Raw genomic sequence first — 16,101 nt, 5'->3', positions numbered from 1 at the left:
TGATCTTCGAATGGACACCTCGAGTATTACAGGACTGATCTTCGGTTTGCTGGGCGGACTCGCCCTCTTTATTTTCGGCATGCGGACCATGAGCGAAGGACTTTCCGCAGCCGTCGGTGACGGCATGCGGACCCTGCTTGGAAAAGCCACCCGCAACCGCATGGCCGGGCTCGGCCTCGGCACCGTCATTGGCGGGCTGATTCAAAGCAGCGCATCGGTTGTCCTGTTCATCGCCTTCATCAATGCCGGACTGATGACACTGACGCAATCCATCGCCCCGATTCTCGGGGCCAATATCGGCACCACCCTCGCCGTCCAATTAATCTCCTTCAAACTGAGCGACTATTGTCTGCCCGCCATCTTCATCGGGCTGGTGCTTCATCTGGTCGCGCGGAAACAGAAACTGAAATACGGCGGACAGGCCATCCTCGGATTCGGCCTCCTTTTTCTGGGGATGGTTTTCATGGGCGATTCCATTAAACCCCACCGCGAACTGTTCGAACCATGGCTGGCACACCTCAACGGCTCCACCCCGACCGGGCTCATCATCGGCACGCTGGCGGCAGCTTTAATCACCGGCGTCATTCAAAGCAGCGGCGCCGTCATCGGCATGGGCTTCGCCATGATCTCCGCCGGCGCCATCACCGACTTTCAGGGCATTTTTCCCATCATCATCGGCGCCAACGTCGGCACCTGCGTGACCGGACTGCTCGGCAGCATCGGCACCACGGTCGATGCCCGCCGCGCCGCCATTGCCCATTTGCTCTTCAATCTGATCAGCACCACTCTGGCGATTGCAACCTCACCCCTCTTCTATCACTACATTCCTCTGACCTCCGACGATCTGATTCGCCAGGCCGCCAATGCCGGCACCATAAAAATGGTCCTTTCGGCCATGCTCATGCTGCCCTTGGCTCCGGTCATTGTGAAAATGACCATCGGCCTCACCCCCACAAAACGCAAACAACCCGAATCCAGCTTTCTTGATCATGGTCAGCTCATACAGCCGGAACGCGCCATTTTTGCCTGCCTGCGCGAACTTCAGCGCACCAGCAGAATCTGTGCAGCCAGCCTGCATCTGGCCGCCGAAGAATTTATTCAGCATGATCCCCGTCGCGCCAAACGAATTAAGGTCAATGAGCAGAGCGTCAATGCCATAAAAACCGCGATGCGCAAATACCTCACCGATTTGACCAAACACTACCTGTCCAAACGGCAGTCGATTCTTATCGGTCACATCGACCGATGCATGTCCGACCTCGAACGGATCGGGGATCATATCGCCAATCTGGCCGATATCGCCAAACGGCAACGCGCAGTATCCACCGCCCGATTCAGTCCCGATGCCGTAGAAAACTGGCTGGAAATCCATAAGGCCGTCGAGCAGCTGCTCGCCAAAGTCATCCAATCGCTCGACCCCGAACTCGATAATTTCCAGGATATCGCAAAAGAGATCATTGACCTGCGGAAACAATACAGCGAAACCGCCATCAAGGTGCGCAGCGCACACTTCCAGCGACTGGAAAACAAGGAAATCACTCCCGCCGCCGGGTTGTTCTTTAACGACTATCTATCCAACTTCTGGCGGATTTCAAAACACATCAAAAGCATTGCCCTCGCCGAACAACAACCGCAATTCTGGCTCAAACGTGAAAAGCTCGGCCGCAAAATGTCTCTCGAAGCGCCCGGATACGCTCTCCCCGACCCCATCAAGCCCGGCGATTACCTCGACCGTCTTCAATCAGACGAATATCTCTAAATAAAAAACCGCCCGAAATTTCCGGGCGGTTATTCAATTTCCAAAGAGTGGAAACCTTCAGGCTTCAACCACATATTCACCGGGCTCGGTGAATTCGAAGGTCTGGGCCCCGCGGTTTTCAAAACGGTAGCCGCGGATTTTAAGATATTCCGGAACGTCGGCATCGGCTCCGAGTTCAACCAGTTCAAATCCGTCGTTTTCAAATTTGCCTTTAACGGTCACCTTCGCGCCGCTGCAGGCCTTCACCACCAGACCGGTTTTTCCGGAAAGCTCTACGTTTTCGAGTGAAACATCGGCCCCATCGATAATCAGCGTGGCCTGATCCGATATCGAGCCGCCTGAAATTTTGGACGCTCCTTCTTCAAGCGTCATGGCGAATGACGGACGAAGGATCACTTTCGGGCCGACCGTAAACGGGACACCGAGAATTTTAATTTCTTCTCCTTCAACCACCTTCATGCCGGCGGCTTCAAGCCGTGCGCGACCGGCCGCATAAAAATCATTTTCCGCCGTGGCGCTGGCATCGGCCGGTCCGCCGGAAGCATATTTTGCAGCGGCATCGGTGACATTGTTTTTATTCGGCGAAAAACTCCACATGCGGTCAAAAATCGTGACCCCGACTTTTTCGGATTCGCCGAACAGCTTCGGCAGATCCTGCATCATGGTTTCCAGACGCGTCGGTTTTTTGAACGCGGTCTTTGTTTCATCCGTATATTTCGGATTCACAAATTCAGCAATAATACCCTGCGTCGCTTCAAGAATCCGGACGTAGGAATCGGTTTTAATGACCAGTGTATTGCAGTTGCCCGGGAACGGGGAAAATCCGGTTTCGTCCGCCACATCGCCTTCCGGATTGATGGTGGCACGCAACAGCGGATCCAGCTGATTATACTCGACGTTCAGCGTAAATTCTTTCCCGTTTCCGACCAGCTTGGCCAACCCGCCAACCGCTTCGCCCGGGCGGCGGACAATCGCCAGCGAGTTGAAATCGTAGCCGTTTGCCACCGAAGCCCCGATCGCCGCCGGCAGCGTGTTGAAACTCGGGCCGTTGGTATCCTGAATAAACATGAAATATTCGATACCTTCCGCAGCCAGTTTCGCCGCCACACCGCTGGTATGCAACAGCATGTGAATATCACCATGTCCGTGCGGCTTCAGAATCAGTTCATATTTTTCCTTCAGTGCCAGCGCGCCGTCATTATCGGAAATGGCCGGAACCAGCTCCTGCTGCAGAATATGAACCTGCTCTTTCTGCAGACCGAAATAATTATTTTCTTCCAGGGACTGGATGGTTTTCGGCCCCGTGTCCTGCGACACCATAATGATGAACGGCACCGGACGTTTGCTTTCCGAACGCGCCTGCATCGCGAGCAGATTGTCCGCATAATGTTTCAGATACGTTGTTTCTTCGAGCACCTCAACGGCGATATCGATTTTGATCCCGTTGTAGCCGAGACGCTCGCCCAGCCCGCCGGCCACCAGCACGACCCCCGTTTTATCAAAATAATCCGCGCCGATTTTTTCATATTTCTTAAACTCATCCGTAAACGACGTCAGATCCACTTTTTCCGGCTGCTCAGGCGTCAGCCCTTCAAACGGGTTGGCTCCGGCTTTGGATTCCGCCAGCAGTTTCCGGGCATTGGAAATATAGCCCACCAATCCGCCCGGATAATTCCCGTTGATTTTTTCCAGCGATTCCAGAAATTCTTTTTTAGCCTCATCGTTGGTGCCCGGTTCATCCCAACCGGAAAACAGATGCGTCTGCCCGTTTTCCACCAGCGTATTGATCAGCTCCTTCTGCTCATCAGAAAAATTGTTCCAGTTGGTCGAAAGGCCGACCAGTTCCATGCTCTCCGAAAAAGTAGGTTTCATTGTATTCCCCGTTTAGTGATTACCGTCAAAATTTCAATGGGAAATCATGCAAGGATGCGCCGGCAGATGCTATAGAAAAATCAGCTGTTTTCATGGAGTTTCCCATCGAAATCTAATCTTCCCCTCTCCTCCGGACAGTCTGTCGCTTTCCCAGCCTATTGCGTAGACGCACCCGATTCGGTTCGCTAGATTTCCCGACATGACTGACAAAGCTGAAGCCCGGCAACGTATTGATGAGCTGCGCGCCGAAATCGAGCGCCACAACCGGCTCTATTATATTGATGCCGCCCCCGAAATCACTGATCGCGAATATGACCGACTTCTCCAATCATTGGAAAAACTCGAAGCCGAGTTTCCGGAGTTTGGAAGTATCTCTTCTCCGACCCAGCGGGTCGGCGGCGCGCCGCTTGCCCGTTTCAACAGCGTGCGGCATGCCGTACCAATGATGAGTCTCTCAAATACCTATTCCAAAGAGGAGCTGGCCGAATTCGACGTGCGTATCCGCAAACTCATTCCCGAAGAAAATTTTGGGTATATTCTCGAGCCGAAAATTGACGGCGTCGCGATTTCGCTGCGCTATGAAAACGGAGAACTGGTTCGCGCGGTTACGCGCGGCGACGGAACCACCGGCGATGAGGTGACGGCAAATATCCGTACCATTAAATCGGTCCCCCTTCGCTTGGCCGATATGATGCCGCCGCCGGTACTGGAAGTGCGCGGTGAAATTTATATGGATACCCGGGGCTTTGCGACGCTGAACGAAAAACGGCAGGAAGCCGGCCTTGAACCCTTTGCCAACCCGCGCAATGCCTGTGCCGGTTCCCTGAAACTGCTCGATCCGCGCGAGGTGGCCGCCCGCCCGCTGGATGCCGTTTTTTATGCCACCGGCGAACTTGACGGCATTGATTTTGAAACCCATGAACATATGCTGCAGACCCTTAAAAATTATGGACTGCGCATTACTCCGCAATACTGGCTGAAAGACTCTATTGCCGAAATCATCGATCTGCTTGATGACCTGGAGAACATGCGCCACGAATTTCCGTTTGAAATGGACGGCGGTGTGATCAAAGTGAATCAGCGCCGGCTTTACGATGATCTGGGCTACACGGCTAAAAGCCCGCGCTGGGCAGTGGCCTATAAATATGAACCCGAACAGGCCGAAACCCTGCTCAGGGATATCTCCATCCAGGTCGGACGCACCGGCGTACTGACGCCGGTTGCAGAACTCGAACCGGCGCTGCTGGCCGGCACCACCGTCAAACGCGCCACCCTGCATAACGAAGATGAAATCCGCCGCAAGGATATCCGCATCGGCGACCGCGTAATCATTGAAAAAGCCGGAGAAATTATTCCGGCCGTCGTGAAAGTGGTCACTGAAAAACGCACCGGCGAAGAAACGGAATTTTCGATGCCGACCCACTGCCCGGTCTGCGGCAGCGAGGTGGAAAAACGTGACGGTGAAGTCGCCATCCGTTGCGTCAATCTCCAGTGCCCGGCACAGGTGAAAAACTGGCTGACCCACTTTGCTTCCCGCGGTGCCATGGATATTAACGGACTGGGCGAATCACTCGTGGAACAGCTGGTGGATGGCGGACTGGTGAAAACGCCGGCGGAACTTTACTCGCTTGAAAAAGTGGAAATCCTCGGCCTTGAACGTATGGGTGAGAAATCAGCAGACAATCTCATCAAAGGAATTGAAGAAAGTAAAAAACGCCCGTTCGAGAAGGTCCTGTTCGGCCTCGGCATCCGCCACGTCGGCAAAGGCGCGGCCTTGATTCTTGCCCGCGAATTTAAAACCATCGATGCGCTGATGGCAGCGGATATCCAGTCTTTGGAAACCATTCGCGATATAGGCCCGATTGTCGGGAAATCGGTTGTGGAATTTTTCCAGACCCCGGAAACCCGCACCATCGTTGAACAACTCCGTGCCGCCGGAGTCAATTTTGAGCAGGCCGCTGCCGGCGGAAGCAAGAAGCTCGAAGGATTGACGTTTGTACTGACCGGTTCTCTGGAAAATATGACGCGCGACGAAGCGGGCGATAAAATTAGAGCACACGGCGGCAAAGTAAGCAGCAGTGTCTCAAAAAAAACCAGCTATCTGGTGGCCGGTGAGGCAGCGGGATCAAAACTGACCAAAGCGGAATCGCTGGGGGTCACGATCCTGAGTGAGGAACAGCTGATCAACCTGCTGGGTTCAGATGAACCGGCCGATACCGGCGAAGCCGAACAAATGGGGTTTGAATTTTAATGTAGACGAAGCGGTCAGCTTCGAGACCTACAGGGAGAAATACTATGATTTTGGATACACTTGAAAATGCAGCACGTTATGCCGGGCTTAGAACCGGATTATCGGAAGGATTTGGTTTTCTGGATCAGCCGGGCATTGCTGAACTGGAGCCGGGACGCTATGAAATTTCCGATGATCTGGTCTTCGCGATTATAGAAAAAAATGACGGACGTAAAGTTGAAGACGGCCAACTGGAAGCACACCGGAAGTACATCGATATCCAGTATATTATCTGCGGAGATGAATCCATGGGCTGGAGCCCGCGTTCCGAACTGATCGGATCGCAAGGCTATGATGAAAAGCGTGATCTGGAGTTCTTTACGGATCCTGTCCAGAGCATCGTGAAAGTACCCGAAGGCTCTTTTGCCGTTTTTATGCTTTCCGATGCCCATCTTCCAGGCATTGGAAACGGCCCCATCCACAAAGTGGTGGTGAAAGTGGCCGTAGACTGAAATCTGAAATGCCCGTTACGCGAAGAGGCGCTTCAACTTTCCAGTCTCACCTTTAAAAAGTCTAAAACGTGTGCCCGATCAGGAAGTTGAAACGACCCTTATCGCTGAGGTACCGGTCGTCGTAGGTGATCGGCCAGGCATAGTCGAGGTGCAACGGGAAACCGGGAAGATCCAGACGCAGGCCGATCCCCCAATCGTCGTGATAGCCGAAATTATCCCCGTGTCCACTGGGATTAAAGTCCCACGAATCTTCATTCACAAAACCCCAGTCATAGAAAACCGCACCACGGATTTTATTCCAGATCGGATAGGTGAGTTCCGCCGTCCAGAAGGCCATGGAATTTCCGCCATAGGTATCTTCGGTAACGGGATCGGTCGGACCGACATCGCGGTATTCAAATCCGCGCAAATTATAGGAACCGCCCAGGAACATACGGTCGAAAATCGGCACCCCTTCGCCATAAGTTCCGGCTTTCTTTTTACTGTCTCCGAAGGCTTCAACCGATTCAATCTGTCCGCGCAGGTTGAAAATCATATCCCAGATCATCGGCCAATAATGCGTGGCCCGCACACGGACCCCGTACAGATCCGTTTCGCCGCCGAGCATACCGCCCGCCACATAAGGGGCAATCGTGGTTTTGTTCCCTTTGGTCGGGTTGAAAAACCGGTCGCGCGAATCGAAGGTCCAGGTATATTCCAAACTGCTCTTCAGACGGCGGCCTTCTTCATCCTTAATGGCCTGTGATGCAGAATTATCGACATCAAATACCCGGAACTGTTCCAGCGTGTAGGCCAGGTTGCCACGTGTCCAACGGGAAAGCGGCTTACCAAGTGAAAGCCGGAAACCGTCATTCTGCTGGTCGTAGGAGTCGGAAAAGTAGTTGTATTCGTGGTGGAACAGATCAATACCGAATGAAAGCTGCCGGTTGAGAAACCACGGCTCGATAAACGAAATCTCAACATCGTTACGCGAAGTACCCAGCTGCAGACGGATCTTGAATTTCTGGCCGGCTCCGATGGGCGGCCACGTTTTCCAGTTAAAGTTGCCTTGAGACAGTTCAACATATCCCACCAGCGAATCCACACTGGAGAATCCGACCCCGGCGGTGAACTGCCCCGTCGGTTTTTCACTGACCTGAACGTTCACATCATATTTATCCCCTTCACCCGTGGCTTCAGGGTTGATCGTGACCACTTCAAAATAGTTTAAGTTTCTCAACCGGTTTTCGGAGGTTTTGATGCGACTGCGATTATATTTTTCACCGGGATACATGACCAGTTCACGACGGATCACTTTATCGAGCGTACGCTCGTTTCCACTGATATTCACGGCATTGATATAGCCGACACGCCCTTCAGTAACTTCGTAGGTAATATTTACAATACCGGTTTCCGCATTCGCATCGTACACCGGACGTACCATGGTGCGGACATAACCCCGGTTACCGTAATAGGCTTTGATGGCTTCACTTCCGCGTTCCGAGTTTTCCACCGAGGCAATGCTTCCCGGCCGCAAGCGAAGGGCACGGCGAACTTCATTTTCGGGATAGGCTTCAATGCCTTCCAGTAAAACCTTGCCGATCCGATAGCGCTGCCCCTCCTCAATCCGGAAGCTGAGTCGCGACTTTTTAGGTTTGGAATCATCCATTACAGGGTCGGATACACGGACATCCAGAAACCCGTTGTTCATGTAAAGCGTCTTGATGGCATAAACATCGGCATCAACAACTTCCTCTTTATATTTACCGGATCCGGTAATAAAAGACCACCAGCGCTTTTCTTTCTGCTGAATTACTTTCCGCAGCTGCTTATCCTCAATAATGTCATTGCCTTCAAACTCGATATGTTTGATGCCCATTTTCGGGCCTTCATCAATCTTGAAAGCCACATCAACAGTTCCCAGCTCATCATTGACTTTCGAGGTCCATGTGACTTTAGCCTCCGGATACCAATAATCGCGGTAGGCCTCGCGAATCTTTGCCGCAGCAATTTCGAACGTGGAATCATCGGCAAATTGACCCACCTCCAGTTCGGATTTCTGTTTAATTTTCCGTCCGCTTTTTTTACCCCCGACGATCGCAATCCTACGCAGGCGGTGCTTTGAGACCACCGTATAGACCAGTACGACCCCGTCGCCCTCAACAACCATGCGGGCATTCACGTATGAATATCGTCCGGATTCACGCATTCGGTTTACATCGATCGCGATCGAAGAGAGAATGGTCTCCCGGTCCGGCACCTGTTCTCCGACGCTGAAAGAAGTGAATGCAGCCACCGAGCTGTTATCGTAAGCCTTACCGGCTTCATTCACGATACGGATATCCTTAATCACTTCCGCATGGGCCGTAACAGTGATTAACAGGCTGAAAAGGATGGTGAGTATGTTTTTCATTAACCGTCCAAAGGTTGGAACTTATTCATTACCCGGTTCGAACTGATCATCAAATTCGGCACGGTCTTCAAAGCGGGTATATTCCCGGATAAAGGACAACTTTACTTCACCGGTGGCGCCATGGCGGTATTTCGCCACATCCAGCACCGCGAGATTATCGGAGTTTCGATCGTCTCCTTTTGCATAATAACTCGGGCGGTACAGCAACCAGACCATATCGGCATCCTGCTCAATTGCACCCGAGTCACGCAAGTGTGAAAGTTTAGGGATATTATCCCCGGTACTTTCCGCGGCACGGCTCAGCTGGGAAAGCACAATCACCGGAACATCCAGTTCCTTCGCCATCGCCTTCACAGCCCCGGAAATCGCCATGGTTTCACGCTGACGACCGTCGCTCGCAAATTTCGAGAAATTCATCAGCTGAAGATAGTCAATCACGACGAGTCCGATGCCGTGACGCTCTTTCAACCGCCGGGCACGGGATCGCATTTCCACGGCTTCAAGGCCCGGGGTGTCATCAATATAAATCTGTGCTTTGGACAGCCGGTCCACTGCGGAGGTCAGTTTGGCATGCTCATCGGGTGTCAGGCCACGCCCTTTTGCACGATGCATCGGAAGCCGGGCGTTACAGAACAGCATACGTTTCACCAGCTGCTCTCGGCTCATTTCCAGACTGAATACGGCCACCCCAACCGGATCGCCGTGCAAACCCAGCGCTGCATTTTCAGCAATATTCAGCGCCAGAGAGGTTTTTCCCATTGCGGGCCGGGCCGCCAACACGATCATGTCGGTTTTCTGCAATCCACCCAGCCGCTCGTTCAGTCCTATAAACCCGGTTGTGACGCCGGTAACCAACTGGTTCGGATCCGCATTTTCAATTTCCTCAAAAGCCCCACGGACCGACTCTTTCCAGTCCGGAATCTTTTCAGCACCATGAATGGAAAGAGAAAACAGATCCTCCTGAGCTGCACTGATCAGCTCAGACGCATTTTCCTCTCCCTGATAGGCTTTATCGATCGCCTCGGAGGATTTTTCGATCAGACTGCGGTAGAGTTTTTTTTCCATGACAATGTCACAGTAAAACTCCACGTGAGCAGGAACGAGCGTGCTGTCCTGCAACTGAACGAGATAATCGTAGCCTCCGACTTTATCGAGGGCATTGTTTTTCTTCAGCCATTCGCCGATGGTTAAGGCATCCATCGGAACGTTTGCCTGACTCATGTCCTGTAACTGCTCAAAAAGCGCCTGATGGCGGCGATCATAAAAACAATCGGGACCAAGGCGCTTTGCCAGACACTTATCTATGGAGCCGGCGGGATCGAGCAATATAGAACCCAAAACCCCCCGCTCGGCCTCATCGCTGTGCGGGGGGATTCTCAGTCCGGATGGATCCCCTGGGATCATTTATCTTCGACGATCCATACCTTAAGTGTTGCCGTAACTTCCGGGTGGAGTTTGATTTCGACATCAAACACACCGAGTTCGTGCAGCGGTGCCGCAAGTGCAACTTTAGATTTATCGATCTCAACACCGGCCTCAGCCAGCTTTTCAAGAATAGCCGGCACGCCGACCGAACCGAACATCTTGCCGCTTTCGCCAACTTTTGCCGAGATGGTGCACTCTACACCTTCGATTTTTTTGACGAGTTCGTCGGCAGCTGCTTTTTCTTTTTCCAGCTGAGCCAAACGCTCAAGGCGTTTTTTCTCGATTTGGCGCTTTTTGCCTTCCGTTACTTCGGAAGCAAAGCCCCGCGGAAAAAGAAAATTGCGGGCATAGCCGTCAGCAACCTTCACAATATCGCCTTCAATACCCAGGCCTTCAACCTGGTCCATCAACAGTACTTCAACAGCCATGGTAAACTCCTTGCTTAGCGAACCAGACCCATTACACGGGCACGGCGGATTGCTTTTTTAATATTACGCTGCTGCTGGGCATTCGCACCGGTAATACGTCCCGGAAGAATTTTACCGCGGTCGGTCATGAATTTCTTCAGGAACTCAGCGTCTTTATAGTCAACCTCGGTGACTCCACGCAGGAGCTCCGGATCGCGCTTGTAATCATCTCTATCTCTACGAGCCATTGTTTATATCCTTTCTCTAAAACGGCACATCATCTTCATCGTCCGCAACCGGGGGTGGCTGCGTAACGTTATCCTGCGGAGCTGATGAAGGTGCCGCAGAAAACTCCGTACCTTTTCCAGGGGCCCCGAGGAACTGCACACGGTCTGCACGTACGCGCAGCTTACTCCGTTTTTCGCCCTGCTGGTTTTCCCACTGGTCCAGCTGAAGCCTTCCCTCAATAAAAACGGGAGAGCCCTTCTGGAGATACTCAGCCGATGTTTCGGCCTGGCGTCCCCAAACAACCACATCCACAAAACAGGTCTGTTCAACCGTTTCACCCGCTTTGTTTTTGAAGTTTTCATTAACGGCCAGCCCCAGATCAGCCACGGCAGTACCAGACGGCGTATACCGGATTTCCGGATTACGCGTCAGGTTTCCCATGAGCAGGACCTTATTATAACTGGCCATGGTGCTTACGCCTCCTGAGCGACTTCTGCTCCTTCGGCAACAACAAACTGATGACGGAACACATTCGTGGTCAGTTTCAGACGGCTTTTGAATGTGTCAACCTTTTCACCTTCAAGCTTGAACGTAATGTTCACATAAAGGCCGGCCTTCTGCTTTTTCAGCGCGCGGGCAAACGTCTTTTTTCCCATGCGGACAGCACTATCAATCGAGCCGCCCAGCTTTTCGAGTTCTTCTTTCACACGGCCGATTGCCTGGTCGAGTCCTTCTTCGTCCAGTGCCTCCGGAAAGATGAACAGTCCTTCATACGTATTCAATGGTTTTCTCCTATGCTTAACCTATCTGTAACTGGTTGAACTCGTTCATGGTTCGTTCAGTTCCTACGGAAAAGATGCTTTCTACCGCATCAGCGGCACGTTCGACAACCTTTTCCAACTTCAAATGCTCCTGTTCGGGGAAGCCGCCCAGCACAAACTTGATCATGTCCATTTCAGGCGGCTTTGGCCCGATGCCCACCCGCACGCGGGGGAACCCTTTGGTCTGAAGCCATTCCAGCACTGATTTCATGCCGTTATGACTTCCGCCCGAGCCCTTTGCCCGAACTCTGATTCCGCCGAAAGCAACATCGACATCATCGTAAACCACCACAGTATTTCCCGGTTCAGCACGCCATTTTTTCATCGCACCCCAGACCGCTTTACCGCTGCAGTTCATGAAGGTGCTCGGTTCAATCAACCGCACCTCGTGCTCCCCGATCCGGCATTTCGCCACACGGGCGGGAAACAAAAACTTTTTTTTGAGTACAGCGCCCTGACGCCTGGCCAGTTCCTCCACAACCATAAAACCTACATTGTGGCGGGTGCGCTCATACTCTTTTCCGGGATTTCCCAGCCCGACGACCAGTCTCAAATCAACCTCCCGGAAAGAACGAACACTGCTTACTCAGCATTCTTTTCAGTAAGCACTTCCGGCTCTCCGGCAGCGGCTTCTTCATCTTCATCAACGTCAGCCATCGGACCGGAGACACCGCAGACAATTGCATCGTCATCAACCAGCACCTTGAAGGCATCGTCAATACCGAGATCAGCGACATGCAGATTCTGACCAATTTCCAGATCGGAAACATCAATCTCAATCGCCTCAACAACATCCTTCGGCAGACACTCAACTGTAATGCTGTGCATCACATGATCCAGCGTTCCGCCGGCTTTAACCCCGGCAGCCTCTCCGACGAGCTCAATCTGAATATCCATCTGCATGGTCTGGCCCGCAACAACGCGCTGCATATCCACGTGAATCAGATCACTGGTCACCGGATGATGCTGAACTTCCTTCACCAGAACGCGGGTATTACCTTCGCCTTCGAGATCGATTTCAATCATCACACTCTCACTGGCGTGATGATGAAGAATCTGCTCCAAATCATGCGCATCAACAACAACAGATACCGGCTCCTTGTCCGCTCCGTATACCACGCCCGGCAGGCCGCCTTCACCACGCAAACGGCGTGAATTTGAAGAACCCCCGAGCTCTCTTTTCTTAGCAATCAGTTTAATATCTTCCATTGATTCTCTCCTAATAATCAAACCCGGAACAGCGAGCTGACGGATTGGTCGTTGTGAATCCGGCAGATGGCTTCCGCCAGCGTGTCGGCCACAGATAATACAGTTACTTTAAATGATGTCCATTCCCGCTGCGGCACCGTATCAGTGGTAACCAGCTCGCAAATGGGTGAACCTTTCAGGCGGTCAATGCCCTGCTCTGTCAGCAGGGAGTGACTGACCGCCGCACGAATTGATTTTGCGCCGGCTTTTTCCAGCAGCTTGGCCGCCGCAGTCAGAGTACCGGCTGTTGAAGTCATATCGTCAACCAGCAGGGTATTGCGCCCCTTAACATCCCCGACAAGATGATTGGCTTCCACATCGGTTGCGCTCTTGCGCTGCTTGCCCACCAGTGCAATGCCGGCATCCAGCAGCTTGGAATAGGCATCCGCCATTTTCAGGCCGCCGGCATCCGGCGAAACCACAACCAGATCATCAAGATCCCGCGACCGAAGGTATTTAACAATCACGGGCGACGCATAAAGATGATCCACCGGAATATCAAAAAATCCTTGAATCTGCTGGGCATGCAGATCGACACAGAGAATACGGTCCGCTCCCGCCGCAACCAGCAGATTAGCGACAAGCTTAGCCGTAATCGGAACGCGCGGCTGATCCTTACGGTCCTGCCGGGCGTAGCCATAGAAAGGAAGAACCGCTGTAATGCGGTCTGCAGACGCCCGCTTGGCCGCATCGATCATGATGAGCAGCTCCATCAGATACTCATTCGGATTCACGGAAACTGACTGAACAATAAAGAGGTCGTCACCGCGGACATTCTCCACGATCTTCACAAACACCTCTCCATCGGGGAAACGTGTGATATCCACATCGCAAAGATCCGCCCCTGCCGCAGCGGCAATCTGCTCGGCCAATACCCGATGTCCTGTTCCTGAAATAATTTTCATAAATTTACATTTCTATATGGTTGCCCGACCTGGGTTCGAACCAGGACCCTATGAGTCAAAGTCACATGTGCTTCCATTACACTATCGGGCAATAAAATAGTAAAAAAAAGGCACAGCCGAACCCGCCCCTTTTCCTTTCTTAAGTTCAAAAGAGCGGAAGACCATAGAAAGCAACGGGTTGGAAGTCAAGCGGGCATATCGAAGAAAACGACCTCTTTTCACCTTTTTTCCAAAGACAGGAAAACCACTGCTCCGCTATCCGCCAAAGCCATACTGGAGCACAAAATAAAGAATCAAAAACACCCAGGCCAAACCGATTTCAATTAGAGCAATTTTCTGAATATCCATTTCACCCGCCATCTTCTGCCATTTTTCCTTCAAAAGAATGCCCAGCGAGCCATCCACCAAAGCGAAAACGCCCAGCCAGAACAGGATATTTACGAACACATCCATCACTCGCCGATAACCGTCACAACCACCTCACGGCTGTGTGGTTTAATGTCCGCTTCCAGATGAAAGATCTGCTGCCAGGTGCCCAGCATCAGCCGTCCATCGCCTACGGGAACCGTAATCTCGGCCCCCATCAGCGTGGCCTGCAAATGGGAATGGCCATTGCCGTCATGCCACTGACACTCATGCCCGTAATCAAGCCCCGAAGGAATCAGCCGGTCGAGCATATCGGGCAGATCCTTTTCCAACCCCGGCTCATACTCAATAGTTCCGATGATCCCTGTACTGCCAACGTTAAATACATGCACCGTGCCGTCAGCGATCCCGGACCGGCCCACAATGGCCTGCACCCGGTTGGTCATCTCGTGCATATCGCGATGCCCAACCGTATCAATCTTAATTTTTTCGCGGTAAACCATTTTATTTCAGCGGATATTTCACGCCCAGCAATTTAGAGACGGCACGATTAAAGGCCTTGCGCTCCTCGCGCACGGTCTCTTTTACCGCAGCAATACGACCCTTAAAATACTCCCAATCCAGCCCCAGCGGCGCCCCCATGTGTGTTTTCAACAGAATCGCCTCTGTCGGATCGATATTTTCCAGCTCATGAAGATTTTCTTTAATATAGTGATACGCATCCCGGAACGGCATACCCTCGCCCACCAATTCCAACGCACGGTCCGTGGCAAAAACATCCGGCGTAAATCCGGCGATCAGCTTCTTTTTATTTGCCTTCGTACCCTGAATCATCGGAGTCATAATCCGCAAACTGGCCCGCGTTGTAGCAATCCCCTCCATAAAAAGCTCTTTAGCCTCCTGCAGATCCCGATTATAACCCGTCGGCGAACCTTTGATCAGATCATAAACTCCCAGCTCCGCAGCTTTCACCCGCGAAGCCTTTGCACGCATCAGCTCACAGACATCCGGATTCTGCTTCTGCGGCATAATCGAGCTGCCGGTACAGAACTCAGCCGGCAGCTGAAAATAATCAAACTCCGGCATTGTGAAAATCATCAGATCCTGCGACAGGCGCGACAGCGTCAGCATCACCTGACTCATGGCCGACAAAACCAGATTCTCCATTTTTCCCCGGCCGTTATTGGCATAAAGCACATTATGCGTGGGACGCCCAAAGCCCAGAAGATCAGAGGTCAGCTGACGATCAATTGGCAGCGGAACCCCATAACTTGCGGCCGAGCCCAGCGGACACTGATCATTTAATTCATATGCATTAATCAGTCCGACACAGTCATCCAGTAAACTCTCCGCATGCGCCGTGGCCCAAAGACCTACACTCGACGGCATTCCCGGCTGCATATGCGTTCTTCCAACCATCGGAACCATTTTATTTTTCCGACCGAAGGAAACCAGAGCTGCGGCCAGCGCCGCAGCCTCATCCAACGTCTGCAGAAGCTGTTCCTTGGCATATAAACGCAAATCCACCGCCACCTGATCATTACGGCTCCGACAGGTATGAATCTTTTTCCCGAGATCCCCCAGCTTTTTAGTCAGCGTACGCTCGACCGCCAGATGCACATCCTGATCAGCCAGTTGAATCTTGAATTTATTCCGCTGCGCCTGACCGATAATCTCAACGAGTCCTTCAATAACCCGCTTGCGTTCATCCTCGGTAATCAACTTCGGCTGTACCGGCATTTTAGAAAGCATAGTCACATGCGCCGCCGTTCCGATGCAGTCAACCGTAATCAACGCATGATCAAGCTCCACATCGCGGCCGGCGGTATAGGCCAGCGTTTCATTATTAATAATTCCAACGGTTGTTTTCTGTTTTGCCATGATTTCACCTTAAAAATTGCTTACCGCGAATAAACACGAATGCACGCAAATGCTG

At 52.3% G+C, this 16,101-nt stretch carries 16 protein-coding genes and 1 tRNA gene; 3 read left to right on the top strand and 14 right to left on the bottom strand.

What is annotated here, in order from left to right; all coding sequences use genetic code 11:
* Window positions 1-10 precede the first annotated feature (10 nt).
* Window positions 11-1,759 carry a Na/Pi cotransporter family protein gene (locus tag P9H32_RS10260; protein ID WP_322608804.1) on the top strand — a complete coding sequence of 583 codons (1,749 nt, stop codon included), beginning with the start codon at window positions 11-13 and terminating at the stop codon, window positions 1,757-1,759.
* 57 nt (window positions 1,760-1,816) lie between these two features.
* On the opposite strand, the gene P9H32_RS10255 is transcribed toward P9H32_RS10260, so the two are convergent.
* The gene (locus P9H32_RS10255; RefSeq protein ID WP_322608803.1) at window positions 1,817-3,631 is read right to left on the bottom strand and encodes a UTP--glucose-1-phosphate uridylyltransferase; all 1,815 of its coding nucleotides are present in this window, start codon (window positions 3,629-3,631) and stop codon (window positions 1,817-1,819) included.
* Window positions 3,632-3,830: 199 nt separating this feature from the next.
* Here P9H32_RS10255 and ligA point away from each other — a divergent pair, with 199 nt between their 5' ends.
* A complete protein-coding gene (ligA, locus tag P9H32_RS10250) occupies window positions 3,831-5,882 on the top strand; it encodes an NAD-dependent DNA ligase LigA (RefSeq protein WP_322608802.1) in 2,052 nt (683 codons plus the stop codon).
* 44 nt (window positions 5,883-5,926) lie between these two features.
* Window positions 5,927-6,373 carry a NanQ anomerase/TabA/YiaL family protein gene (locus P9H32_RS10245; RefSeq protein ID WP_322608801.1) on the top strand — a complete coding sequence of 149 codons (447 nt, stop codon included), beginning with the start codon at window positions 5,927-5,929 and terminating at the stop codon, window positions 6,371-6,373.
* A gap of 61 nt (window positions 6,374-6,434) precedes the next feature.
* Here the strand turns inward: P9H32_RS10245 and bamA are convergent, their stop codons facing one another.
* The 13 genes from bamA to argH all read right to left on the bottom strand — a co-directional run bounded on the left by bamA (window position 6,435) and on the right by argH (window position 16,046).
* Entirely contained in the window at window positions 6,435-8,765 is a 2,331-nt protein-coding gene (bamA, locus tag P9H32_RS10240) for an outer membrane protein assembly factor BamA (RefSeq protein ID WP_322608800.1), read from the bottom strand.
* 21 nt (window positions 8,766-8,786) lie between these two features.
* Entirely contained in the window at window positions 8,787-10,169 is a 1,383-nt protein-coding gene (dnaB, locus tag P9H32_RS10235) for a replicative DNA helicase (RefSeq protein WP_322608799.1), read from the bottom strand.
* On the bottom strand, window positions 10,166-10,618 hold the full coding sequence (rplI, locus tag P9H32_RS10230; protein WP_322608798.1) for a 50S ribosomal protein L9: 453 nt from the start codon (window positions 10,616-10,618) through the stop codon (window positions 10,166-10,168). The genes dnaB and rplI overlap by 4 nt, the downstream gene beginning before the upstream one ends.
* Window positions 10,619-10,632: 14 nt before the next feature.
* Window positions 10,633-10,845, bottom strand: a complete 213-nt coding sequence (gene rpsR / locus P9H32_RS10225; protein WP_130596958.1) for a 30S ribosomal protein S18 — start codon at window positions 10,843-10,845, stop codon at window positions 10,633-10,635.
* Window positions 10,846-10,861: 16 nt separating this feature from the next.
* A complete protein-coding gene (locus P9H32_RS10220; RefSeq protein WP_322608797.1) occupies window positions 10,862-11,293 on the bottom strand; it encodes a single-stranded DNA-binding protein in 432 nt (143 codons plus the stop codon).
* 5 nt (window positions 11,294-11,298) lie between these two features.
* Window positions 11,299-11,607 carry a 30S ribosomal protein S6 gene (gene rpsF / locus P9H32_RS10215; protein ID WP_322608796.1) on the bottom strand — a complete coding sequence of 103 codons (309 nt, stop codon included), beginning with the start codon at window positions 11,605-11,607 and terminating at the stop codon, window positions 11,299-11,301.
* Window positions 11,608-11,623: 16 nt separating this feature from the next.
* On the bottom strand, window positions 11,624-12,199 hold the full coding sequence (gene pth / locus P9H32_RS10210; protein WP_322608795.1) for an aminoacyl-tRNA hydrolase: 576 nt from the start codon (window positions 12,197-12,199) through the stop codon (window positions 11,624-11,626).
* A gap of 29 nt (window positions 12,200-12,228) precedes the next feature.
* Complete coding sequence (locus tag P9H32_RS10205; RefSeq protein ID WP_322608794.1) at window positions 12,229-12,855, bottom strand: 50S ribosomal protein L25; 627 nt, start codon at window positions 12,853-12,855, stop codon at window positions 12,229-12,231.
* Between the two features lie 17 nt (window positions 12,856-12,872).
* Window positions 12,873-13,799: a ribose-phosphate diphosphokinase gene (locus tag P9H32_RS10200; RefSeq protein ID WP_322608793.1), complete on the bottom strand. Its 927-nt coding sequence runs from the start codon at window positions 13,797-13,799 to the stop codon at window positions 12,873-12,875.
* Between the two features lie 17 nt (window positions 13,800-13,816).
* Window positions 13,817-13,890 (bottom strand) — tRNA-Gln (locus P9H32_RS10195).
* A gap of 164 nt (window positions 13,891-14,054) precedes the next feature.
* Window positions 14,055-14,252, bottom strand: coding sequence for a hypothetical protein (locus P9H32_RS10190; protein ID WP_322608792.1), 198 nt, complete (start codon window positions 14,250-14,252; stop codon window positions 14,055-14,057).
* A complete protein-coding gene (locus P9H32_RS10185) occupies window positions 14,252-14,668 on the bottom strand; it encodes a secondary thiamine-phosphate synthase enzyme YjbQ (RefSeq protein ID WP_322608791.1) in 417 nt (138 codons plus the stop codon). The genes P9H32_RS10190 and P9H32_RS10185 overlap by 1 nt, the downstream gene beginning before the upstream one ends.
* A gap of 1 nt (window position 14,669) precedes the next feature.
* Complete coding sequence (argH, locus tag P9H32_RS10180) at window positions 14,670-16,046, bottom strand: argininosuccinate lyase (protein WP_322608790.1); 1,377 nt, start codon at window positions 16,044-16,046, stop codon at window positions 14,670-14,672.
* Between the last annotated feature and the right edge of the window lie 55 nt (window positions 16,047-16,101).

This window comes from Pontiella agarivorans, assembly GCF_034531395.1.
Lineage (GTDB): Bacteria > Verrucomicrobiota > Kiritimatiellia > Kiritimatiellales > Pontiellaceae > Pontiella > Pontiella agarivorans.
This window is presented reverse-complemented; position numbering and strand designations above follow the sequence as displayed.